Genomic DNA, 21,649 nt, shown 5'->3' on the forward strand with positions numbered 1-21,649 from the left:
GGCTGCCCCCGGGGCGGCGGGTCAGCCGATCTTCAGGTCCCACTGGACGGCGTCGTAGTCGAAGCCGGGGGAGACCTCGACGGTCAGGTCCTTGGCGTCGGCGGGGGCGTCGAAGGCGTAGACCGCGGTGGCCTTCTTGCCGGGCAGGACCGAGCCGGTGAAGCCGCCGCCGACCTTGTCGTCGGTGATCGTCTCGGCCTTGGTGCCACTCTTGCCGGCGCGGGCGGAGGCCGTGGCCAGGGTGGAGTCGAACGCCCTCTTGCCGCCGTTCTCGATGGTGACGGTCACCTGGTACGCCTTGCTGCCCTTGGTGTGGCCGATGGCGAACTCGCCCGGCGTGAACGGCTTCGGGGCGGACACGGTGACCTTCAGGTCGTCGTCGTAGACCGAGGTGTCGTCGGCGGCGAGCGCCTTGCCCTTGGCGGCCTGGCCGCCGGGCGTCTTCGGGGCGGCGTCCTTCAGGGTCTTGTCGATCTCGTCGACCGCGTCGCTCACGGCGGTGAACGTGATGACCGCTCCGACCACCGAGAGGATCAGGGCCGCGAGGCCCAGGATCGCGCCGGTCAGGGCGACACCCTTGTTGTTCGCCTCGCCGCGCTTGACCCGGCCCCTGCCGACCAGACCGAGGATCAGCGCGATCAGGCCGAGGATGCCCGCCAGCCAGAAGAACAGCGGGATCAGACCGGAGAGCGTGCCGATGATGCCGAGGATCAGGGCCGCGGTGCCGAGGCCGTTGCGCAGGGCCACCGGAGCGGGGGAGTGCGGGAGCTGCGTGTCGTACGACATGGGTGTGTCCTCCCGGACAGTGACTTCGTCTGGTGTGATGGGTCAATCACAGCAGAGCTTGTGAACCGAGTCAACACGGTTCGCATGAAACAAGTCCGCTCACGCTGTGAAGCGAGGAATCCTGTGTTCGTCAGTAAGATCGGCGACACACGTCAGGCGGGACGATCGGGCGGGACGAGGGGAGTGGCAGTGCCGGAGAGCGCAGCAGAGGTGACGGCGGCGGGCATCGCCCGGCTCGCGGGGGTCGGCCGCGCGGCCGTCAGCAACTGGCGACGCCGCCACGCCGACTTCCCCAAGCCGGTCGGCGGCACCGAGACCAGCCCGTCGTTCGCCCTCGCCGAGGTCGAGGAATGGCTGCGGGCCCAGGGCAAGCTCGCCGAGGTCCCGCTCGGCGAGCGCGTCTGGCAGCAGATCGCCGGACACCCGGCGGGCGCCGTCACCGCGCTCGTCCACGCGGGCTGCGTGCTGCTCCTGGTCCATGACCGGGCCGCCGCCCTCACCACCCTCGCCGCCGCGCCCGAGGACCGGCTCGCGGAACTGCTCCCGGTGCCGCTCGAAGAGGTCCTGACCGAGCGGTTCGGGGCCGAGCGGGCCGTCCGTACCCCCGACGCCCGCACCCTCGCCGCCTCCGCGCCGCTGCTCCGCGCCGTACTGGAGCTCGCCGAGGAGTCCGGCCCGCGCGAGACGGGACCGCGCGCCGCCTTCGAGTTCCTGCTCGGCCGCCAACTGGACGCCAACCCGCGCCAGTACACCCTCACCCCGCCCGGACCCGCCGCCCTGATGGCCGCCCTCGCCGGGCCCGCCGCCACCGTCCTCGACCCCGCCTGCGGCACCGGCGCCCTGCTCCTGGCCGCCCAGCCGCCCGCACCCCCCACCCCCGGGACCGGGACCCCCGACACCGCCCGGTACGGGCAGGACGCCGACCCCGAGCTCGCCGCGCTCACCGCACTGCGCCTCGCCCTCGCCACCACAGCGACCACGACCGCCACCAATGCCACTGCCACCGGGCCCGGTCGCGCCGACGTCCAGGTCCGCGCGGGCGACACCCTGCGCGAGGACGCCTTCCCCGCCCTCGCAGCCGACGCCGTGCTCTGCCACCCGCCGTTCAACGAGCGCAACTGGGGCCACGACGAACTCGCCTACGACCCCCGCTGGGAGTACGGCTTCCCGGCCCGCACCGAGTCCGAGCTGGCCTGGGTCCAGCACGCCCTGGCCCGGCTGCGCCCCGGCGGCACCGCCGTCCTGCTGATGCCGCCCGCCGCCGCCTCCCGCCGCTCAGGCCGCCGGGTCCGCGCCGACCTGCTGCGCCGCGGCGCGCTGCGGGCCGTCGTCGCCCTGCCGGCCGGCGCGGCACCCCCGTACGGCATCCCGCTCCACCTCTGGGTGCTGCGCAAGCCGGTCCCCGGCGCCCGCCCGGCTGCCGAACTGCTGCTCGTCGACACCGCCCCCGAGCCCGCCACCGGCCCCGGGAGCGGCGGCAGCGGGCGCGACCGCCTGGACTGGCCCGCCGTCGAACAGGTCGTGCTCGCCGCCTGGCGCCCCTTCGACGACGACGGCACCCTCACCGAGACGCCCGGCGCGAGCCGGTCCGTGCCCGTCGTCGAACTCCTCGACGACGACGTCGACCTGGCCCCCGCCCGCCACCTCCCGCCGCCCGCCGCGGCCGAGGGCGCCGCCCAGCTCGCCGGGGTGCGCGAACGGCTGACCGAGAGCCTGCGCCGTACCGTCGCCCTCACCCCGAGCCCCGCCGCCGAGCCGTCCGGCGCGCCGGGCACCGCGGGCGCCACCGTCCGGCTGACCGCGACCACCGTCGGTGAACTCGCCCGCGCGGGCGCGCTCACCCTGCGCGCGGGCGGCGCCGGAACGGCCGTCCCCGGCGGCGAGCAGCACCGGGTCCTCACCGACACCGACGTGCTCGCCGGCGGCCCGCCCACCGGCAGCCTCCCCGAGGCACCGCCCGAAGGCCCCGCCGAGGACCCGGTGCTGCTCGCCGCAGGGGACGTCGTGGTCCCCGTGCTCGGCGGCGGCTCGGTCGCCCGGGTGGTCGACGCCGCGGCCGAGGGCGCCGCGCTCGGCCGCAACGTCCATCTGCTGCGCCCCGACCCGGCCGCCCTCGACCCCTGGTTCCTGGCCGGATTCCTGCGCGCCACCGCCAACAACCGGCAGGCCAGCTCGTACGCCTCCACCGCCACCCGGCTCGACGTCCGCCGCCTCCAGCTGCCCCGCCTCCCGCTCGCCGAACAGCGCCGCTACGGCGCCAGGTTCCGGGCGCTCGCGGAGTTCGAGGAGGTGCTGCGGCTGGCCGGGCGGCTCGGCGAACAGCTCGTGCAGGGCATGTACGACGGCCTCGCGGACGGCACCGTCGCCCCCTGACGCCCCCGGTTCCCGGGCCCCGTCGCCCCCGATCCGCTCGAACGGGGCACGGTGTCGGCGGTGGTGTATACGCTCGTCCTCGACAGTCGGTTCGAACCGGGGATCCGGGAGTACGGGAGTACGGGAGCAGGAATGTACGGCCAGGGCTATCCGCCGCCGTCCGCGCCGCCGCAGCGCGGCGCGTCGGCCACCGTCATCGCGCTGCGGGTGCTGTTCGCCGTGCTCCCGCTGCTCAGCGTCGGCCTCCTGGTCTGGGTGACGGCGCTGCGGATCGCGCTGCTGACCCGGCGGGTGATCGACTGGATCCTGCTCGCGGTCTCGGTCGCCGTGGTCATCGCCGGTGTGGTGCTGATCCCGGAGGATCCGGAGGACACCTCGGCCGACTGGGTGGTCGGCATGATCCTGCTCAACGCCGTGGCGTTCACCGTCTACTTCCTGGTCGTCGACATCCGCCGCGGCCGCGCCCCTGGCCGGTCCGTGCCCGTGCCCGCGCCGTACCACCCGTACGCGGCGACCGTGCCCCAGCACCACCCGCTGCCGCAGGTCCAGCACCAGCCGCAGGGACAGCCGTTCGGATACGGCTACCCGCAGGCCCAACCGGCCGCCCCCGCCGCACCGGCCGCCCCACCGCCCGAGGCTCCGGTCGCGAGGCCCGCGCCCGTCCAACAGCACGTCCCCTCGCCCATACCGGCGCCCTCGCCCGTCCCCGTGCCCGCGCCGATCGCGCCGTCCGCGCCGATCCCCGCGCCCGCCAGCCCCCGGATCGACCAGGTCCGCGCCGAGCTCGACGAGCTGAGCGACCTGCTGCGCACCCAGGACGACCGGAAGTGACCGAGTGAACGGACGGGTCGTCGGCGGGCGCTACGAGCTGGCCACCCTGATCGGCCAGGGTGGCATGGGCCAGGTCTGGACGGCGTACGACGGCAGGCTCGACCGCCGGGTGGCCGTGAAGCTGCTCAGCCCGGCCGCCCTCAGCGGCCCGGCCACCGCCGCCGACGAGCTGCGCCGCCGCTTCGTCCGCGAGTGCCGGGTCACCGCCCAGGTCGACCACCCCGGGCTCGTCACCGTGCACGACGCGGGCAGCGACGGCGACGACCTGTACCTCGTCATGCAGTACGTGGCGGGCGCCGACCTCTCCGACCACCTCGCCGAGCACGACCCCTACCCCTGGCCGTGGGCGGTGTCCGTCGCCGCCCAGCTGTGCGCGGTGCTCGCCGCCGTGCACGCGGTCCCCATCGTGCACCGCGACCTCAAGCCGCGGAACGTGATGGTCCGCCCCGACGGCGCCGTCACCGTGCTCGACCTCGGCGTCGCCTCCGTCCTCGACAGCGACACCACCCGCCTCACCCACACCGGCTCGCCCATCGGCACCCCCGCCTACATGGCGCCCGAGCAGGCCATGGGCGGCGCCGTCGGCCCGTACACCGACCTGTACGCGCTCGGCGTGCTGCTCCACGAACTCCTCAGCGGCACCGTGCCGTTCGCCGGATCGACCGCGCTCGGGGTGCTGCACCGGCATCTGTACGAGGCGCCGGTCCCGGTCCGCCGAGTCCGCCCCGAGGTGCCGGAGCCGCTGGAGGCCCTGGTGCTCCGGCTGCTCGCCAAGGACCCGCAGGAGCGGCCGTCCGGTGCGCAGGAGGTGTACGAGCGGCTGCTGCCGCTGCTCCCGCCGCCCGGCGCGGGCGGCCCGGCGGGCCCGCTCGACCCGACCCGGCCGTTCCGCCGCCCGCACGCCCCCTGGCCCGAGCGGGCCGCCGCCCCGGCGCCCGCGCAGGCTCCGCCGCCCCCGCCGATGCCCCCGGTCACGGCCACCCCGCCCGCGTCCGCGCCCGCGAAGGAGGACGTCGCGGCGGCCGTCGACGAGGTGAAGCGGCTGCTCGGCGAGGGCTCCATCACCCAGGCCGTGGACATCCTCGGCGGCATCCTGCCGACCGCCGCCGCCGAGCACGGCGAGCACTCCCCGGTCGTCCGCATCCTGCGCAAGCAGTACGCCACCACCCTGCTCGACGACGGCCAGTACCGGCGCGCCCTGCCCGAGCTGCGCCGCCTCGCCGACGACCGGGCCGCCGAGGCGGGCCCGGCCGACCCGCAGACCCTCCAGTACCGCTACGACGCCGCCCTGTGCCTGGAGCAGCTCGGCGACCCGAGCGCCGCGCTCACCGAGTACCGTGCGCTGCTTCCGCACTACGAGCGGACGGCCGCCGACCAGCCCCGCGCCTTCGACATCCGGCACCGGATCGGGCTGCTGCGGCTCGCGATGGGGGACCACGCGGGCGGCCAGGAGCAGCTGGGGGCGCTGCTGTTCGACGTGGAGCGGGCGCTCGGGCCGTACCACCCGTTGGCGGACGAACTGCGCCGCGCGTTGGAGCGGCAGCGGCAGATGGGCCGCGGTTTCTGATCCCGCGCCAGAATCACGAGTCCGTATCGCCTTCATGAACGAAGCGAAACGGTCCGAAATGGCCATTTTGCGCTGTGTAACGTGCGCGTTCGATCATGTTCACGTCGTTCAAGGATCTTCCATGACCACGCCGCCCCAGCCGTCCGACCCGTTCGCCGCCCCGCAGGGCGCCGAGCCGGTCGCCGCCCCCGCCCCCGAGAAGAAGGGCGGCCTGCTGAAGAAGATCGGCGGATTCGTCGTTCTGGCGATCATCGCCGCCGCGGTGAAGTTCGGTCTGCCGTACGTCACCGGTGACGCCCCGATCCACGCCAAGGTCGGCGAGTGCGTGACCGTCAGCGGCGCGGAGAACGACCCGAAGGTCGACACCCAGCCGTGCGACTCCGGCAAGGCCGACCTCTTCAAGGTCGTCCAGGTGCACGACAACACCTTCGACCTGACCAAGTGCGGCGACCAGCTTTCCGCGCTCGCCCAGCAGCTCAACTCGGACAAGTTCGTCCTCTGCCTCGACGAGGTCAAGAAGAAGTAGTCCGCGCGAGACATGCGCGAAGGGCCCGGTCGTCGCCGACCGGGCCCTTTCCCGTCCCGTACGCCTGAAGTGCGGCGCGCCGTCACTTCCGCCAGAACAGGTGGTGCGTGACCCCGCTCGGACTCGGCACCACGTCCACGTGGAACCGGTCGCTCAGCTCCTCCGGCGACTCCCACAGCTTCAGACCGGTGCCCAGCTTCACCGGCGACACCGCCACGTGCAGGGTGTCGACCAGGTCGGCGTCCAGGAACTCCCGGATCGTGCGCACGCCACCGCCGAGCCGCACGTCCTTCCCGTCCGCCGCCTCCTTCGCCCGCGCCAGCACCTCGGCCGGTTCACCGCCGACGAAGTGGAAGGTGGTGTCGGAGAGCGTGAACGACGGCCGCGGGTGGTGCGTCCACACGAACACCGGCGTACGGAACGGCGGTTCCTCGCCCCACCACCCCTTCCACTCCTCGCTCTCCCACGGCCCGCGCTGCGGCCCGAACTTGTTCCGGCCCATGATCTCCGCGCCGATGTTGTTCCTGAAGTCGCGCGTGAGGTAGTCGTCGAGCCCCCGGCTGCCGCCCGGGTCCGTCCGGTTGGGCCAGCTCGCCGTGGCCCCGGCCCAGGAGAACAGCACGCCCGGGTCGATGGCGAGCCCGAACGGGTTCTCCAGCGTCTGGTCCTCGCCCGCCGCGATGCCGTCGCTGGAGATGTTGAAGTTCTGCACCCGCAGCAGCTGCGGCATGGGGGCCTCCCGTGGTTGCCTGACCGTTCCGTCGATGAGACCCCGCGACGGGCCGGAACTCATCGCAACGCACCGGGGCGGCTCAGCCGAACTGGCCGACCTTGTAGTCACCGCCCGGCACCTGGAGCATCACGTTCATCCGGTTGTACGCGTTGATCAGCGCGATCAACGCGACGAGCGCAAGCAGCTGCTCCTCGTCGTAGTGCTTCGCCGCGTTCGCCCAGACCTCGTCCGACACCCCGGTGCCGTCCGCGATCCGGGTGCCCTCCTCGGTCAGTTCGAGGGCCGCGCGCTCCGCGTCCGTGAAGACCTTGGCCTCGCGCCAGGCGGCGACCATCAGCAGCCGCTGGGTCGTCTCGCCCGCCGCCTCCGCCTCCTTGGTGTGCATGTCGAGGCAGAAGGCGCAGCCGTTGATCTGGCTGGCCCGGATCTTCACCAGCTCCTGCGTCGCCGCGGGCAGGCCGCTGGTGGTGAGGGCCTGGCCGGCCGCGCCGAGGTGCTTGATGAGCTTGCCGCTGACCGCACCGGCGAAGGGGTTGAGGCGGGGTTCCATGACGGGCTCCTCTTGTCGTGTCGTTCTCGTCGCTACACCCCTATGACGGAGCGGCCGGGCGAGGTGTGACACGGCGGGGAGTGATCTGGGTCACGCGTTCTTCTTGACCTTGTCGATGAACGCGGACCAGGCGGTGGCGGCGAAGAGGAGGGCGGGGCCAGTGGGGTTCTTGGAGTCGCGCACGGGGACGAGGGGGAGGCCGTCGGCGACCTCCAGGCATTCGCCGCCGTCCTGGTTGCTGCGAGAGCTCTTGCGCCAGGTGACGCTGCTCAGATCGACGGCTCGCACGACGCTTCCTCCAGTATCTGCAGGATGAACTTCCGCGAATCGGCGGGGGAGAGGGCGCGATCGCGGGCTTGATCGTATCGGAGCTGCAACCGCGCGACGGCGGCTGATTCCGCGACCAGCTCGCCCGAGTAGCCCGTCTCTACCCAGGCCACGGCACCACCCTCTCCGGGTTGGAGGAACATGGTGTGTGTGTTCCCCATCGCGTGCGGCCCGGCCGAGAACGGCAGTACCTGGACGGTCACATTGCGGCGCTCGCTCATCATCAGCAAGTCGTTCAGCTGCTCCTGCCAGTGCTCCCGCTCGGGCAGGGGCGTACGCAGCACCGCCTCCGAGAGGATCGAGCGGAACGTAGGGGCGGGATCCTCCGTCAGGAGGTCCCGGCGCCCTATGCGCGCCTCCACCTGTTTGGTCAGCTCTTCGCCCTCGAATCCGCCCTCGCTGAGCAGCGTGTGGGCGTACGCCCGGGTCTGGAGCAAGCCGGGCAGTGCGCTCACCGCGTAGTGCCACAGGCTCAGGGCCTCCGCCTCCAGGGCCATGTACTGCTGGTATCGCGCCTTGAACTGCGACTTGTCCCCTGCCGCCAGCTCCCACAGCGTCAGTAGCAGCCCCGGCAACCGGTAATACGTGTCCAGCGCCTGGACGACCTCCGGCCCGCCGATCGTCTCCCCCTTCTCCATCTTCGAGAAGAGCGTCGCGTCCCAGCCCGGCGCGGCCCCCAGCATCCGGTAGCTCAGCTTGTGTTCCAGTCGGAGCTTGCGCAGCTCCTCCGCGAAGCGCTTCCTCGGCTCCTGGCTGCGTCCCGTGATCACCCGTCTCGGTGGCATCGCACCACGCGCCTCTCGTGGAAGGTGTGGAAGTACCGGAACGGCCACGGGATCAACAGCCGCGAATCCGGCCTCTCCACCCTGCCCCGGCTCCATTCTCGACATGCCTCATTACGGAGGGTAGCCCAACACCTAGGACGGTTGTCATGAAGCTCGGCGATTTCGTGTACGACGAAGTGGCTTGCGTGGTAGCGGAGTTCATGGGCCACCTCGGCCCCTACGCCATGCTCCGCCCCCTCGGCGGCGGCCGTGAATGGCAGGCCGAGCCCGCCCGCGTACGCCCCGCCACCCCTGATGAGCGGCTGACCGCCGGAGTGCGCGCGGTCAACGCGCGGGCGCGGGCCGCTGCCGTCGTGCCGCTCGACGTGGAGCTGCCCCCGCTGCCCCGGCCCGTACCCGGGTGTGCGGAGTGTGACGGTCTTGCCGCGCGGCGGCGGGAGGCGCGGCTGGGGTACGACGGGAGTGCGGAGGCCGACGCGAACGTGTTGCTCCGCCGCCACTTGAAGGCGGCGGCGGAGCAGCACGCCCCGCTACACCGGTGACGCCGTCTCCAGCGGTTCGCTCGCCGCCGGGGCGGACGGGCCCCGCGCGTCGGCCGTGGCCCGGCGGCGGGTCCGTACCGTCGCCAGGGTCACCCACAGGGCGAGGCCCAGCAGACCCGCGCCGCCCGCCGCGAGGCCCGCGGTCAGGCCCGGTGGGCGGAAGGTGCAGGAGACTTCGCGCTGGCCCGCCGTGACCGGGGCGGCGAGCAGGCCGCCGTACGTGCCGGCCGGGTGGCCCTGGCAGGTCCAGCCGTCGATGCTCGGGGCGGAGAGGACGACCGTGCCGGGGCCCGCGCCCGGGCGGAGTTCGGCGCGGAAGCCGTTGTCCGTGACGTGGACGGCGGTCGGGGCGGTGGCGCGCAGCCGGTCGACGGCGGCGCGCAGGCGCGTGTGGTCCAGGCAGGCCAGTTCGCCCTTGGGCGGGAGCTGCGGGCGCTGGCCCGCGACCTTCTGGACGCCGAGGGAGACCATGGCGGCCCGCCACTTCAGGAGCTGGCCGCGCAGCTTCACCGTGCGCTTCCCGAGCCGCGCGGTGCCGGTGTAGTCGGGGGACCAGAAGAAGACCTCGGTGCCGACCCGGCAGGCGCCGGAAGCGGTCGGGGGCTCGTACACCCGCGCGCCGAGCAGCGCTTCCTGGTTGCGGAAGGCGGAGGCCCCGTACACCGGTCCGGGTCCCGGCGGCCGGACCGTCACCAGCGGCAGCCGGGTGTCCGTACGGATCACCTTGCCGTCGCGCCAGCGGGCGCCGACCGCGAACAGGGCGTCGGTGACCGGGTTGTCCAGGCTCTGCAGGTTGCGGCCGCGTGAGGTCCAGCCGCCGCCGAGCGCGGCCATGGTGCGGGTCAGCACGTCCGGGGTGAGGCTGCTGTAGTAGGAGCCGCCCTGGGTGCCGAGCGCCAGCGGTTCGTTGCCGACCCGCTGCGGGCGGCCGGAGTCGGTGCGGTAGACGGGCCAGCCGTCGGCCCGGCGCAGCGCGTCGGCGCGCCGGGTGTCGGACGCCTTCCACGCCGGATAGTCGTCGAGCCGGGCGAGCCGTTCCTTGTCGCCCCAGGCGGTGGTCGCGGCGGCCTGCGCGAGCAGCACACCGACCACCAGGGCGGCGGCCAGCCGCCGGTGGCGCAGCAGGACGAGGCCGACGGCGGCGGCGAGACCGGCCGCGAACAGGATCCAGCTGACCGCCGTCGTCTCCTCGTTGCCGATCGCGGCGAGCGCGAGCACGCCGACGACGGCGGTGCCGCCGAGCACCTGGCGCCGCTCGGGCAGGCCGTCGGCGACGGCGGCCCAGGCGCCGATCACCAGGACGCCGGTGAGGACGAAGGTCTGCCGGTACGGGCTGCCGTTCGGCGTCGCGAAGATGTGCCAGGCCAGGTGGGTCGGGCCGAACTGCAGGGACAGCGCGATGCCGGTGGCGAGCGCGGGCCACAGCCACTGGCGGCGGAACAGCAGCGACGCGGCGAGCACCGGGACGGCGGTGAAGACGAACAGCGCCGGGGTGGAGAAGCCGTAGGTGGCGGGCAGCAGCCGGGCGGCGAGGTCGCCGCCGCCGGCCGGGGCGAAGTCGCGGACGACGCCGGGGTACGCCTGCTTGGTGCCGAGGTAGAGCGGGACCAGGACCGGGGCCGACAGGGCCACGCCGGTCAGCACGGTGAGCGCGCCGCGCAGGATGACCCGCCAGTGCGGGGCGGTCACGATCAGCACGAGGGCCGCGCCGAGGGTGGCCATGTAGGCGGTGTAGAAGTTCGCGGTCCAGCAGACGGCGACGACCAGCGGTCCGAGCAGCGGGCGGCGGCGCTCGCGCGCCCACACGCCCACCAGGCAGAGCAGCGGAAAGGCGATCAGGCCGTCCATCCACATGGGGTTGTAGACGGCTTCGAGGACCGACCAGCCGCACAGTCCGTAGGCGGCGCCGAGCAGGCCCGCCGCCCACCAGGCGCGCGGGTCGCCCGCCGGGCGCAGCCGCCCCAGCAGGAAGGCCATCGCGGCGGCGGCCGCGGCCATCTTCAGAAGGGTGACGGCGTACAGCGCGTATTCGAGGTCCGCGCGCGGCGCGAGGGCGACCAGCGGGGCGAACGGGCTGGTCAGATAGGTGCCCAGGTCGGGCAGGAAGCCGGTGCCCCAGCCGGACTGCCAGTTCAGGAACAGGCCGCCGTCGGCGCGGCCGTGCAGCAGGTCCCACAGGTGCGCGTGGAACGGGACGAACTCGTTGCCGAGGTCGTTGACGCTGCGCCGGTGGTGGCCGAAGGGGAAGGTGGTGGCGACGGCGTCCCCCGCGCACACGGCGACGGCGGTGAGCAGTGCCGCGAGCAGGGGGGCCCGTCCGGTGGTTCGCGGAATCGGGATCTTCATCGTGGTTCGAATATCGCACTCGAATGCACGAAATGGTCACCCGCGCCGGGCAGTTCATTCATTGGTCGCCTCGTTGTCACCGCCGGAATCCGGGCCGGACATCCTGACCGGTTGTGGTGTCGTGGTGCTGCTCTCGATCGTGGTCCCGTGCTTCAACGAAGAAGAGATCATCGGTCGCTTCCACGACCATGTGACGAAGGAACTCTCCCGCATCGACGGAGATTTCGAGATCGTCTACGTGGACGACGGAAGCCATGACCGAACGCTCCCCCTCCTGGAAGGGATCGCCGCCGACGATCCCCGGGCGCGCTATGTCTCGTTCAGTCGCAACTTCGGCAAGGAGGCCGCCATGCTGGCCGGTCTCCAGCACGCGAGCGGTGACGCCGTCGTGATCATGGATGCCGACCTCCAGCACCCGCCGGAGCTGGTGCACCGCATGCTGGCGCTGCATGCCGAGGGATACGACCAGGTCATCGCCCGGCGCACGCGCAAGGGCGACCGGGTCACCCGGACGGTGACCGCCCGCGCCTACTACTGGGCGATAAACCGCCTGGTGGACGTCGAGCTCGTGGACGGCGTCGGCGACTTCCGGCTGCTCTCGCGCCGTACCGTCGACTCGATCCTGGAACTCAGCGAGTACAACCGGTTCTCCAAGGGCCTGTTCGCCTGGGTCGGATTCAAGTCGACGACCTTCGAGTACGAGAATGCGATCCGCGAGGACGGGCGTTCCAAGTGGACGTTCGGAAAGCTCCTCAATTACGGACTCGACGGACTCCTCTCGTTCAACAACAAGCCACTCCGGGCGGCCGTCTATCTCGGTTTGACCCTGGTCGCCGTGGCATTCGCGTACGCCGCGTGGATCGTCGGTGTCGCCATGGTGAACGGCGTGGACACCCCCGGTTATGTCACCCTGCTCGTGACGGTCACGGCGCTCGCCGGCGTCCAGATGGTGATGCTGGGACTGGTCGGCGAGTACGTCGGCCGTATCTACTACGAGGTGAAGCGCCGCCCGCACTATCTGGTGAAGGCCACCAACGCGGCCGTGCCGACCCCGCGCGCCCGCGACCAGCGGCCCGCGCACCGGGCGGACGACGGTACGGACAACCAGGTGGACGACCGCGTGGACGACCGCGTGGACGACGAGGAGCTGCTCCGCCGATGAGCATGACCACGACCTGGCAGGTGATCCGCTTCGGCCTGGTCGGCGTCGTCAACACCGGCACGTACTACGGGCTCTACCTGCTGCTCGGCCTGCGGCTGCCGTATCTCGTCGCCCATGTCACCGCGTTCGCGCTGTCCATGGTGGGGTCCTTCTTCCTCACCACGTACTTCACCTACCGCACCCGGCCCACCTGGAAGAAGTTCCTGCTCTTCCCGTTGACCAACGCGGCGAACTTCGTGATCACCACGGTCGGCGTGTACGTCCTCGTCGACCTGCTCGGCATGGACAGCCGGTACGCCCCGCTGGTCGCCGCCGCGTCGGCCATCCCCATCACGTTCGTGCTCTCCCGGACGATCATGCTGGGGCCCGACACCACCCGAACACGTGAGTCGTTGACCGAAACAGTCGCATCGAAGTAATCGAAGTAGTGGCCCGGGCCACGGCGACTGCCTAACATCGATCACCGCACGGTCGTCCCACTGACGCACGACCCACGCCGGGAGGCTCCTTTGCACCGCCGCACCGCGCTCTCCTTCTCCGCCGCCGCCCTGATCGCCGCGGCCCCGTTGCTCACCGCCTGCGGCGGCGACGCCCACCCGGGCGCGGCGGCCGTCGTCGGCGGGCAGCGGATCGAGGTGTCCAGTCTCCAGGCCCAGGTCGCGGACGTGCGCAAGGCGCAGGAGCGCTCGCCCGACGCCACCCGGCTGATCCAGGAGAGCGGCGGACTCAGTCGGCAGAAGCTGCACGACATGATCTTCGACCGGGTGGCGGACAAGGTCGCCGAGGACAACGGCGTGACCGTCAGCCGCGGCGAGATCCAGCAGGCCAGGGCCGACTTCGTGAAGCAGAGCGGCGGCGAGGAGCAGCTGCGCAGCGCGCTGCTCCAGCAGCGCGGGGTCGCGCCGGACCAGATCGACGACGTGGCCCGGCGGGCGGTCCTGATGAACAAGCTCGCCGAGAAGCTGGGGGTCACCAACACCCCCGAGGGCCAGAAGAAGCTCACCGACGCCTTCAGCCAGGCGTCCAAGGCCCTGAAGATCGACGTGAACCCGCGCTTCGGCGCCTGGGACGACGCGAAGATCCAGCTGGGCACGTACACGGCGCCGTGGGTGCGGCAGATCAGCAAGGCGCCCGAGCCCCAGACCCTCTGACCTGCGGCTGACCGCCCGGCTGACCGCCCGGCTGACCGCCCGGCCGAGAGGCCGGGCGGGTGGCCGGGCGGGGCGTTCGACGCCGCGCGGTGGGGCGGTAGGTTCGAGGGGTGAACACCCAGAGCCCCGACACCCCCGCGCAGCCCGGCGCCACCGGCCGCGTCGTCCTGCTCACCGCCAGCCACCGGGTGGCGCCGGGACTGCTGTCCTGGCCCGCCTGGCAGACGCTGCGGGCGGCGGACCGGGTGCTGTGCCCGGACCCGGACCACCCCCAGCTGCCGTATCTGCGCGAGGCCGGGGTGGCCGTCGAGGTGCTGCGGCCGACCGCCGCCGAACTGGTCGAGGCGTGCGCCGGTGACCGTACCGTCGTCGTCCTGCCGTCCGGCGAGGGCGACCAGGCGCTCACCGACGGGCTGGCCAGGATGGCCGGGTCAGGACGCTTCGCCATGCCCGACCTGGAACTGCTGCCCGGCTCGTACGACCTGCCGGGCGCGCGGCTGCTCGACCTGGTGCAGGTGATGGACCGGATCCGGCGCGAATGCCCCTGGTCCTCCCGGCAGACCCACCAGGGCCTCACCAAGTACGGCATCGAGGAGGCGTACGAACTCGTCGAGGCGATCGAGGACGACGACCGCGAGGCGCTGCGCGAGGAACTCGGCGACGTGCTGCTCCAGGTGGTGTTCCACGCCCGGATCGCCGAGGAGGACGCCGAGGAGCCGTTCTCGGTCGACGACGTCGCCGGGACCATCGTGGAGAAGCTGATCCACCGCCACCCGCACGTCTTCGGCGACGCCGTCGCCGAGACCCCCGAGGACGTCAAGGCGCACTGGCTGCGCACCAAGGCCGAGGAGAAGCAGCGCGCCTCGGTCACCGACGGGGTGCCGCTCGGCCAGCCCGGGCTCGCCCTCGCGGCGAAGCTCGCGGGCCGGGTCCGCACCGCGGGGCTCGACGTGACGCCGCCCGGCGGGGACGGTTTCGGGTACGAACTGCTCGCGCTGGCCGTACGGGCGGAGGCCGCCGGGGTCGACCCGGAGGCGGCGCTGCGGGCGGCCGGACGGGTCTACCGGGACGCGATCCGGGCGGCGGAGGGCGTGGACGGGGTGGACGGCGTGGACGGCGTGGACGGCGTCTGAGGAGGCGTCCGTGGAAGGCGCCTGACGGCGCACCGGGACCTGCCGGTACGGCCTGACGGCCTGACGGCCTACGGCTCGCGCGGGGCGCGGGCCTCGGGGTTGTGCCAGTGCAGCGGGGGCGGTTCGAGCAGCCACTCGGCCCGGCTGCCGGGGCGGGCCGGGATCCGGCCGACGGCGGGCAGCCGGTCGTGGAACACCCGGGCCGGATCGGCGCCGAGCGCGGTCAGCTCCTCGGTGGCCTCGGTGAGCAGCGCGGGCGGCCCGGCGAGATAGACGTCGTGGGCGGGCCACTGCACCGAGGCCCGCAGCGCCTGGAGCAGCCGCTCGGTGGCCTGGTCGCGCGGTCGGCCGGGGGCGGCGGTGATGCAGGTGACGTGGAGTCCGGGGAGCAGTACGGACAGCCGCTCGGCCTCGGCGAGGCCGTACAGGTACTCCCTGGCGCGGGCCACCAGGAACAGTCGCCCCGCCAGCTCCGGCTCGTCCTCGGCGGCCTCCTCCAGGAGCGCCCGTATCGGCGCCCAGCCGGTGCCGCCCGCTATATAGGTGCGGGGTTTGCCGGGCGGGGTGCGGGCGGTCAGCGCGCCGCCGGGGGTGCTGAGCCGCAGCGTCTCGCCCACCCGCAGCCGGTCGGTGAGCGCGGTGCTCATCAGCCCGCCCTCGATCCGGCTGATGTGCAGCTCCAGGATGCCGTCCGGGCGCGGGGCGCCCGCGAGCGAGTAGGTCCGCCAGACCCGGGGCACGTGGAGGCTGCTGACGCTGACGTACTGGCCCGCGGTGTACGGGTAGGGGCGGCGCGGCCGCAGGGTGAGCCGGGTCAGGTCGTCGCCGTACCGCTCGTGGCCCACCACGTCCGCGTCCCACCAGGCGGGCTCGCCCTCGGCCGCCGACTCCTCGGCGCCGGCCAGCATCAGCTCGGCGACCCGTCCGTACGCCTCCGTCCACTCCTTCTCGGCCTCGATCGACCAGGCGGCCCCGGCGGCGTGCGCGAACGCGGCGACCAGGCTGCCGCCGACCGCGCTGTAGAGCGCCGGGGTGGCGAGGAACTTCCGGTGGTCGCGGCCCAGCTGCCCGAGGTAGTGCGCGAGCCCGGGGTCCTCCAGGTGCGTCACCAGATGAGTGAGGGCGGCGAACAGCCGGTCGCGCTGCGGGGTCAGGTCCTTCGGGAACAGCTCGCGTACGCCCGGGTTGTGCCAGAAGAGGTGCGAGTAGAAGAACGTGACGGCGTGCTCGGCGCGTCTTTCGACGACCGCGAACGTGCTTCTGAGCAGCTGGGCATCCACCCGGGTGAATCTAGTTCACGGAGTGTCACCGCGCGTGCCGTCTTCGTACTTCCGCGGCCTTCCCCTTGTTCTCCCCGCTCCGCGAGCGCCTTGTACGGTCGGGGGCGTGAGCACCACCGGCACCGCCCCCGACCAGCCCCCCGTACCGCACGTACCGCACGTACCGCACGCACCGCACGCACCGGCCGTACCGGCCGTCCCGCACGGTCCCGCGCCCGAGCTCTTCACCTGGGAGTTCGCCGCCGACCCCTACCCGGCGTACGCCTGGCTGCGCGAGCACGCGCCGGTGCACCGGGCGAAGCTGCCGAGCGGGGTGGAGGCATGGCTGGTCACCCGGTACGCCGACGCCCGGCAGGCGCTGGCGGACCAGCGGTTGTCGAAGAACCCGGCGCACCACGACGAGCCCGCGCACGCCAAGGGCAAGACGGGGATCCCCGGGGAGCGCAAGGCCGAGCTGATGACGCATCTGCTCAACATCGACCCGCCGGACCACACCCGGCTGCGGCGGCTCGTCTCCAAGGCGTTCACGCCCCGCCGGGTCGCCGCCTTCGAGCCGCGGGTGCGGGAGCTGACCGACCGGCTGATCGACGGGTTCGCGGAGCGGGGGAGCGCCGACCTCATCCACGAGTTCGCGTTCCCGCTGCCCATCTACGCGATCTGCGACCTGCTCGGCGTGCCGCCGGAGGACCAGGACGACTTCCGGGACTGGGCCGGGATGATGATCCGGCACGGCGGCGGGCCGCGCGGCGGCGTCGCCCGCTCGGTGAAGAAGATGCGCGCCTATCTCGGCGAGCTCATCCACCGCAAGCGCGCCGGTCTCGGCGACGACGGCGCCGACGACCTCATCTCCGGCCTGATCCGCGCCTCGGACCACGGTGAGCACCTCACCGAGAACGAGGCCGCCGCGATGGCCTTCATCCTGCTCTTCGCCGGGTTCGAGACCACGGTCAACCTGATCGGCAACGGCGTCCACGCGCTGCTGCGCAACCCCGGCCAGCGCACCCGGCTGCAGGACGCGCTCGCCGCCGGGGACACCGGGCTCCTGGAGACCGGGGTCGAGGAGCTGCTGCGCTACGACGGCCCGGTGGAGCTGGCGACCTGGCGGTTCGCGACCGAGCCGCTGACGCTCGGCGGGCAGCGGATCCCGGCCGGTGACCCGGTGCTCGTGGTGCTTGCCGCCGCCGACCGCGACCCCGAGCGCTTCGACCGGCCGGACACCCTGGACCTGGCCCGGCGGGACAACCAGCACCTCGGGTACGGGCACGGCATCCACTACTGCCTGGGCGCGCCGCTCGCCCGCATGGAGGGGCAGATCGCGCTCGCCACGCTGCTGACTCGGCTGCCGGACCTGCGACTTGGGGCCGATCCCGACGAACTGCGCTGGCGCGGCGGGCTCATCATGCGGGGGCTTCGTACCCTTCCGGTGGAGTTCACCCCGGAAGTCCGGCCGGGCACGGGGCCACGGCCCGTCTGAACGGAACGGGCGCAACAGTCCTGACGGGTCATCAGAACTGTGATCTTCGCGTGATCTCCGCTGCATCGACTTGTGACTCACGTTCGAATGCCGCTACGTTCACCCGCAGCCCAGCAGTCACGCGAAAGGCCCTCCGCATGCGCTCCGGGAACGGACGTCACCGCAGACCCCGCCAGGCCCCCGCCCTCGTCGTCGCGGCGGGAGTCACCGGATCGGCCATGGCACTGCCGTTGCTCGCCACCGGCTCCGCCTCCGCCGCCGATGCCCCGACCTGGGACCGGGTCGCCGAATGCGAGTCGGGCGGCGCCTGGAGCGCCAACCTCGGCAACGGCCTCTACGGCGGCCTGCAGTTCACCCAGGAGAGCTGGGAGCGGCACGGCGGCCTCGCCTACGCGCCCAGCGCCGACCTGGCCAGCCGCGCCCAGCAGATCGCCGTCGCGGACCGCGCCTTCGCGGCCGGTGACACCCAGTGGGCCACCTGCGCCCCGATCGCCGGACTGACGCACGACGGCAAGAAGCCCGCCGTGCACCCCGGCCCCGGCACCGCCCCGCGCGCCACCGGCCCGGTCGGCGAGTCGAACCGCACCTCCGGCCTGCCCGCCGGACCCGCCACCCCGGCCGCCCCCGGCAGCGGTGCCGACGGTCGTACGGCGACCCCGTCCGCACCGGCCACCGGACCGGCGACGCCCACCACCCCGGGCACACCCACCACTCCGGGTACGCCCACCACGCCGGGCACCCCGGGCTCCACGGTGACTCCGACCACGCCCGCCACTCCCGGCACGCCCACCACACCCGTATCGCCGGGCACGCCGGGCACGCCGGGCACGCCGGGCTCATCGGTGACGCCCGGTACGCCGGGAACGTCCGGAACGCCGGATGCGTCCGCGACCCCCGGTAACGGCAAGCACCGGGGTGACGCCGCGACAGATGAATCGGGCATCCCGGGCAACAGCTCTGATTCCGGACGGCATGCCGCTCCGACTGACGGGGTGAAGGGTGACGCAACCGACGGTAAGGCGCCGGGGAGTGGGCTCGGCGGGGTGCTCGGCTCCGACAAGACGGACAAGGCGGACGAATACACCGTCAGGCCGGGCGACAGCCTCTCGGCGATCGCACACGACAACGGCCTCACCGGCGGCTGGACGGCGCTCTATGACGCCAACAAGAACACGGTCGGATCCGACCCCGACCTCATCCTCCCTGGTCAGAGCCTTGAGTTGGGATCCGGGGCGGTTCCGTCCGAGGGGTAGTCAGTCCCTGAATGTCCGTTCTGCGTAAGTGAGACATGGGTCTCTCTTGCCGAACTGGCGTGTCACGTCCGCAAACTTTGCCCGCTTCGCCCCTCACCTGCGCAAACAGCAGCTGACGGGGCGCAAGTAGGGGCGATTTTTCCGGGTTGATGGTCTTTGAACTTCTCCCGGGCTTGTGTCTACGGTCGTCACCGCTCGCCACCGCGGGCCCCGTCACCGGAACGCCGAATCCTGCCGCCGGCCCGACGGGAACAGTCGTCGCGCAAGCGCCGTAGGCAGGAGCGGGGGACCCAAGGTAAGTGCCGGCCCCGGCCGTTGAGACAGACGGCCGACGATCGGCTTGGGGTGAAGCCGCGTGCTAGGTCACGCGGCCGGGCAACTCACTACGCCCGAACCCGACAGCTCACCTCGTAGGCGTCGGTGAGGAGAATTTCCATGCTGCTTTCCGGCAAGGGCAAACACCGTCGTCCCTCCAAGGCCACCCGCGTCGTCACGCTCGCCGGTGTGGCGGGCGTCGCCGTCGCCGCCCCGCTGATGACCGCGGGCTCCGCCAACGCCGCCACCGCCTCCGAGTGGGACCGGGTCGCGCAGTGCGAGTCCGGCGGCAACTGGTCCATCAACACGGGCAACGGCTACTACGGCGGCCTGCAGTTCTCGGCCTCCACCTGGGCCGCGTACGGCGGCACCGCCTACGCCTCGACCGCCAACCAGGCTTCGAAGTCGCAGCAGATCGCCATCGCCGAGAAGGTCCTCGCGGGCCAGGGCAAGGGCGCCTGGCCGAGCTGTGGCGTGGGCCTCTCCGGCGCCTCGTACAACGGCGGCGGCTCCTCGTCCTCCTCCTCGAACGACTCCGGCAGCGCCTCGAAGCCGTCGAGCTCCGCCAAGAACTCCACCAAGCGCAGCACGCAGCAGCCGACCACCCGCAGCGAGCAGCGCCAGGCGCCGAAGAGCACCCCGAGCGCCAAGCCGAGCACCTCGCAGAAGACCGTCACCACGCCCACCGGCAAGACGGTCAAGAAGGGTGACGGCGAGTACAAGGTCGTGGCCGGCGACACGCTGAGCAAGATCGCCCAGGCGCACGGCGTCAAGGGCGGCTGGCAGAAGCTGTTCCAGCTGAACAAGGACGTCGTCCAGGACGCCGACCTCATCTACCCGGGTCAGCAGCTCCACCTGAAGTGAGCTGAGGGGCGCATCGCGCCCCTGACGACCCCGCGGTGACCACCCCGGTCCGGAGCGCCCTTCCCCCGTGCGCTCCGGACCGGGGTTTCCCATGCCAGGGCCCCGCCGGTACGGGGTTCCCGGCCGGGTCCCCGGCCGGGTTCCGGGCCGCCGGTCCGTTACCGATCAGTAGGTCTTGGGCCTTTCGCCTCTAAATGCATGCCCTTGGGTCCTTTTTCGTCCCAGCGGGCGGTCGCCCGGCTGGCCGGACCCGCTGAGCCGGTTAGGCTCTTGTCGCAAGGCGAACGAGACCTTGCCGCATGCGTCACAACCAGCGTCACATCCCAGAAGGAGATGCTCGTGCCGTCCATCGACGTCGTCGTAGCCCGGGAAATCCTGGACTCCCGAGGCAACCCCACGGTCGAGGTCGAGGTCGGCCTCGACGACGGCAGCACCGGTCGTGCTGCTGTTCCGTCCGGTGCTTCCACCGGTGCGTTCGAGGCCCTCGAGCTCCGCGACGGTGACCCCAACCGTTACCAGGGCAAGGGCGTGGAGAAGGCCGTTCTCGCCGTCATCGAGCAGATCGGCCCCGAGCTGGTCGGCTACGACGCCACCGAGCAGCGTCTGATCGACCAGGCGATGTTCGACCTGGACGCCACCCCGGACAAGTCCTCGCTCGGCGCCAACGCCATCCTCGGCGTCTCCCTCGCCGTCGCGCACGCCGCCTCCGAGGCGTCCGACCTGCCGCTCTTCCGCTACCTCGGCGGCCCGAACGCGCACCTGCTGCCCGTTCCGATGATGAACATCCTGAACGGCGGCTCGCACGCCGACTCCAACGTGGACATCCAGGAGTTCATGATCGCGCCGATCGGCGCCGAGTCGTTCTCCGAGGCCCTGCGCTGGGGCACCGAGGTCTACCACACCCTCAAGTCCGTCCTGAAGACCAAGGGGCTGTCGACCGGTCTCGGCGACGAGGGCGGCTTCGCCCCGAACCTGGACTCCAACCGCGCCGCCCTCGACCTCATCGTCGAGGCCATCAAGCAGGCCGGCTACGTCCCCGGCAAGGACATCGCGCTCGCCCTCGACTGCGCCGCCTCCGAGTTCTACAAGGACGGCAAGTACGAGTTCGAGGGCAAGTCCCGCTCGGCCGCCGAGATGACCGAGTACTACGAGGAGCTCGTCGCCGCGTACCCGCTGGTCTCCATCGAGGACCCGCTGTTCGAGGACGACTGGGCCGGCTGGAAGGTCATCACCGACAAGCTCGGCGCCAAGGTGCAGCTCGTCGGCGACGACCTGTTCGTCACCAACCCGGAGCGCCTCGCCCGCGGCATCGAGGAGGGCAGCGCCAACGCCCTCCTGGTCAAGGTCAACCAGATCGGTTCGCTGACCGAGACCCTGGACGCCGTCGAGATGGCCCAGCGCAGCGGCTTCAAGTGCATGATGTCGCACCGCTCCGGCGAGACCGAGGACGTCACCATCGCCGACCTGGCCGTCGCCACCAACTGCGGCCAGATCAAGACCGGCGCCCCGGCCCGCTCCGAGCGCGTCGCCAAGTACAACCAGCTGCTGCGCATCGAGGAGATCCTCGACGACGCCGCGGTCTACGCCGGCCGCAGCGCCTTCCCGCGCTTCAAGGGCTGACACCCGCACTGATCCGTACGTCCCCGCACTC

Annotated in this window: 20 protein-coding genes and 1 riboswitch; of the genes, 13 read left to right on the forward strand and 7 right to left on the reverse strand. The window is 72.4% G+C overall.

Annotated elements, in window-relative coordinates:
- Positions 1-21: 21 nt before the first annotated feature.
- A complete protein-coding gene (locus ACIPXM_RS17405) occupies positions 22-786 on the reverse strand; it encodes a DUF4190 domain-containing protein (RefSeq protein ID WP_401655998.1) in 765 nt (254 codons plus the stop codon).
- A gap of 189 nt (positions 787-975) precedes the next feature.
- Between ACIPXM_RS17405 and ACIPXM_RS17410 the strand changes: the two genes are divergently transcribed.
- The 4 genes from ACIPXM_RS17410 (at position 976) to ACIPXM_RS17425 (ending at position 6,083) form a co-directional block, all read left to right on the forward strand.
- Positions 976-3,159, forward strand: coding sequence for an N-6 DNA methylase (locus ACIPXM_RS17410; protein WP_401656000.1), 2,184 nt, complete (start codon positions 976-978; stop codon positions 3,157-3,159).
- A 132-nt stretch (positions 3,160-3,291) separates the two neighbouring features.
- Positions 3,292-3,990: a hypothetical protein gene (locus tag ACIPXM_RS17415; RefSeq protein WP_401656003.1), complete on the forward strand. Its 699-nt coding sequence runs from the start codon at positions 3,292-3,294 to the stop codon at positions 3,988-3,990.
- Between the two features lie 4 nt (positions 3,991-3,994).
- Entirely contained in the window at positions 3,995-5,557 is a 1,563-nt protein-coding gene (locus tag ACIPXM_RS17420) for a protein kinase (protein ID WP_401656005.1), read from the forward strand.
- 121 nt (positions 5,558-5,678) lie between these two features.
- On the forward strand, positions 5,679-6,083 hold the full coding sequence (locus tag ACIPXM_RS17425) for a hypothetical protein (protein WP_401656007.1): 405 nt from the start codon (positions 5,679-5,681) through the stop codon (positions 6,081-6,083).
- 82 nt (positions 6,084-6,165) lie between these two features.
- Here ACIPXM_RS17425 and ACIPXM_RS17430 read toward each other — a convergent pair whose 3' ends face one another.
- The 4 genes from ACIPXM_RS17430 to ACIPXM_RS17445 form a co-directional block, all read right to left on the reverse strand.
- Positions 6,166-6,813 carry a dihydrofolate reductase family protein gene (locus ACIPXM_RS17430; RefSeq protein WP_401656009.1) on the reverse strand — a complete coding sequence of 216 codons (648 nt, stop codon included), beginning with the start codon at positions 6,811-6,813 and terminating at the stop codon, positions 6,166-6,168.
- An 82-nt stretch (positions 6,814-6,895) separates the two neighbouring features.
- Positions 6,896-7,366 carry a carboxymuconolactone decarboxylase family protein gene (locus ACIPXM_RS17435; RefSeq protein ID WP_401656011.1) on the reverse strand — a complete coding sequence of 157 codons (471 nt, stop codon included), beginning with the start codon at positions 7,364-7,366 and terminating at the stop codon, positions 6,896-6,898.
- A gap of 90 nt (positions 7,367-7,456) precedes the next feature.
- Positions 7,457-7,654 carry a DUF397 domain-containing protein gene (locus ACIPXM_RS17440; RefSeq protein ID WP_401656013.1) on the reverse strand — a complete coding sequence of 66 codons (198 nt, stop codon included), beginning with the start codon at positions 7,652-7,654 and terminating at the stop codon, positions 7,457-7,459.
- Positions 7,636-8,478, reverse strand: a complete 843-nt coding sequence (locus ACIPXM_RS17445; RefSeq protein WP_401656015.1) for a helix-turn-helix domain-containing protein — start codon at positions 8,476-8,478, stop codon at positions 7,636-7,638. The genes ACIPXM_RS17440 and ACIPXM_RS17445 overlap by 19 nt, the downstream gene beginning before the upstream one ends.
- Positions 8,479-8,624: 146 nt before the next feature.
- Between ACIPXM_RS17445 and ACIPXM_RS17450 the strand changes: the two genes are divergently transcribed.
- The gene (locus tag ACIPXM_RS17450) at positions 8,625-9,020 is read left to right on the forward strand and encodes a hypothetical protein (protein WP_401656017.1); all 396 of its coding nucleotides are present in this window, start codon (positions 8,625-8,627) and stop codon (positions 9,018-9,020) included.
- On the opposite strand, the gene ACIPXM_RS17455 is transcribed toward ACIPXM_RS17450, so the two are convergent.
- Positions 9,009-11,366 (reverse strand): YfhO family protein, encoded by a 2,358-nt coding sequence (locus tag ACIPXM_RS17455; protein WP_401656019.1) that lies wholly within the window; start codon positions 11,364-11,366, stop codon positions 9,009-9,011. The genes ACIPXM_RS17450 and ACIPXM_RS17455 overlap by 12 nt on opposite strands.
- A gap of 124 nt (positions 11,367-11,490) precedes the next feature.
- Between ACIPXM_RS17455 and ACIPXM_RS17460 the strand changes: the two genes are divergently transcribed.
- The 4 genes from ACIPXM_RS17460 (at position 11,491) to ACIPXM_RS17475 (ending at position 14,812) form a co-directional block, all read left to right on the forward strand.
- On the forward strand, positions 11,491-12,528 hold the full coding sequence (locus ACIPXM_RS17460) for a glycosyltransferase family 2 protein (RefSeq protein ID WP_401656197.1): 1,038 nt from the start codon (positions 11,491-11,493) through the stop codon (positions 12,526-12,528).
- 2 nt (positions 12,529-12,530) lie between these two features.
- Positions 12,531-12,947 carry a GtrA family protein gene (locus ACIPXM_RS17465; protein ID WP_401656199.1) on the forward strand — a complete coding sequence of 139 codons (417 nt, stop codon included), beginning with the start codon at positions 12,531-12,533 and terminating at the stop codon, positions 12,945-12,947.
- Between the two features lie 90 nt (positions 12,948-13,037).
- Positions 13,038-13,679 (forward strand): SurA N-terminal domain-containing protein, encoded by a 642-nt coding sequence (locus ACIPXM_RS17470; protein ID WP_401656022.1) that lies wholly within the window; start codon positions 13,038-13,040, stop codon positions 13,677-13,679.
- Positions 13,680-13,789: 110 nt separating this feature from the next.
- Entirely contained in the window at positions 13,790-14,812 is a 1,023-nt protein-coding gene (locus ACIPXM_RS17475) for a nucleoside triphosphate pyrophosphohydrolase (protein ID WP_401656024.1), read from the forward strand.
- 68 nt (positions 14,813-14,880) lie between these two features.
- Here the strand turns inward: ACIPXM_RS17475 and ACIPXM_RS17480 are convergent, their stop codons facing one another.
- Positions 14,881-16,092 carry a globin domain-containing protein gene (locus tag ACIPXM_RS17480; RefSeq protein WP_401656026.1) on the reverse strand — a complete coding sequence of 404 codons (1,212 nt, stop codon included), beginning with the start codon at positions 16,090-16,092 and terminating at the stop codon, positions 14,881-14,883.
- A gap of 106 nt (positions 16,093-16,198) precedes the next feature.
- On the opposite strand from ACIPXM_RS17480, the gene ACIPXM_RS17485 reads away from it, so the two are divergent.
- The 4 genes from ACIPXM_RS17485 (at position 16,199) to eno (ending at position 21,618) form a co-directional block, all read left to right on the forward strand.
- Positions 16,199-17,566 (forward strand): cytochrome P450, encoded by a 1,368-nt coding sequence (locus ACIPXM_RS17485; RefSeq protein WP_401656028.1) that lies wholly within the window; start codon positions 16,199-16,201, stop codon positions 17,564-17,566.
- A 218-nt stretch (positions 17,567-17,784) separates the two neighbouring features.
- Positions 17,785-18,819, forward strand: a complete 1,035-nt coding sequence (locus tag ACIPXM_RS17490; protein ID WP_401656030.1) for a transglycosylase family protein — start codon at positions 17,785-17,787, stop codon at positions 18,817-18,819.
- 257 nt (positions 18,820-19,076) lie between these two features.
- Positions 19,077-19,251: riboswitch (cyclic di-AMP (ydaO/yuaA leader) on the forward strand.
- A gap of 3 nt (positions 19,252-19,254) precedes the next feature.
- Complete coding sequence (locus ACIPXM_RS17495) at positions 19,255-19,998, forward strand: transglycosylase family protein (protein WP_401656032.1); 744 nt, start codon at positions 19,255-19,257, stop codon at positions 19,996-19,998.
- 333 nt (positions 19,999-20,331) lie between these two features.
- Positions 20,332-21,618 (forward strand): phosphopyruvate hydratase, encoded by a 1,287-nt coding sequence (gene eno, locus ACIPXM_RS17500; RefSeq protein ID WP_401656034.1) that lies wholly within the window; start codon positions 20,332-20,334, stop codon positions 21,616-21,618.
- Positions 21,619-21,649 lie beyond the last annotated feature (31 nt).

The organism is Streptomyces sp. NPDC090025 (assembly GCF_044748125.1).
Taxonomy (GTDB): domain Bacteria; phylum Actinomycetota; class Actinomycetes; order Streptomycetales; family Streptomycetaceae; genus Streptomyces.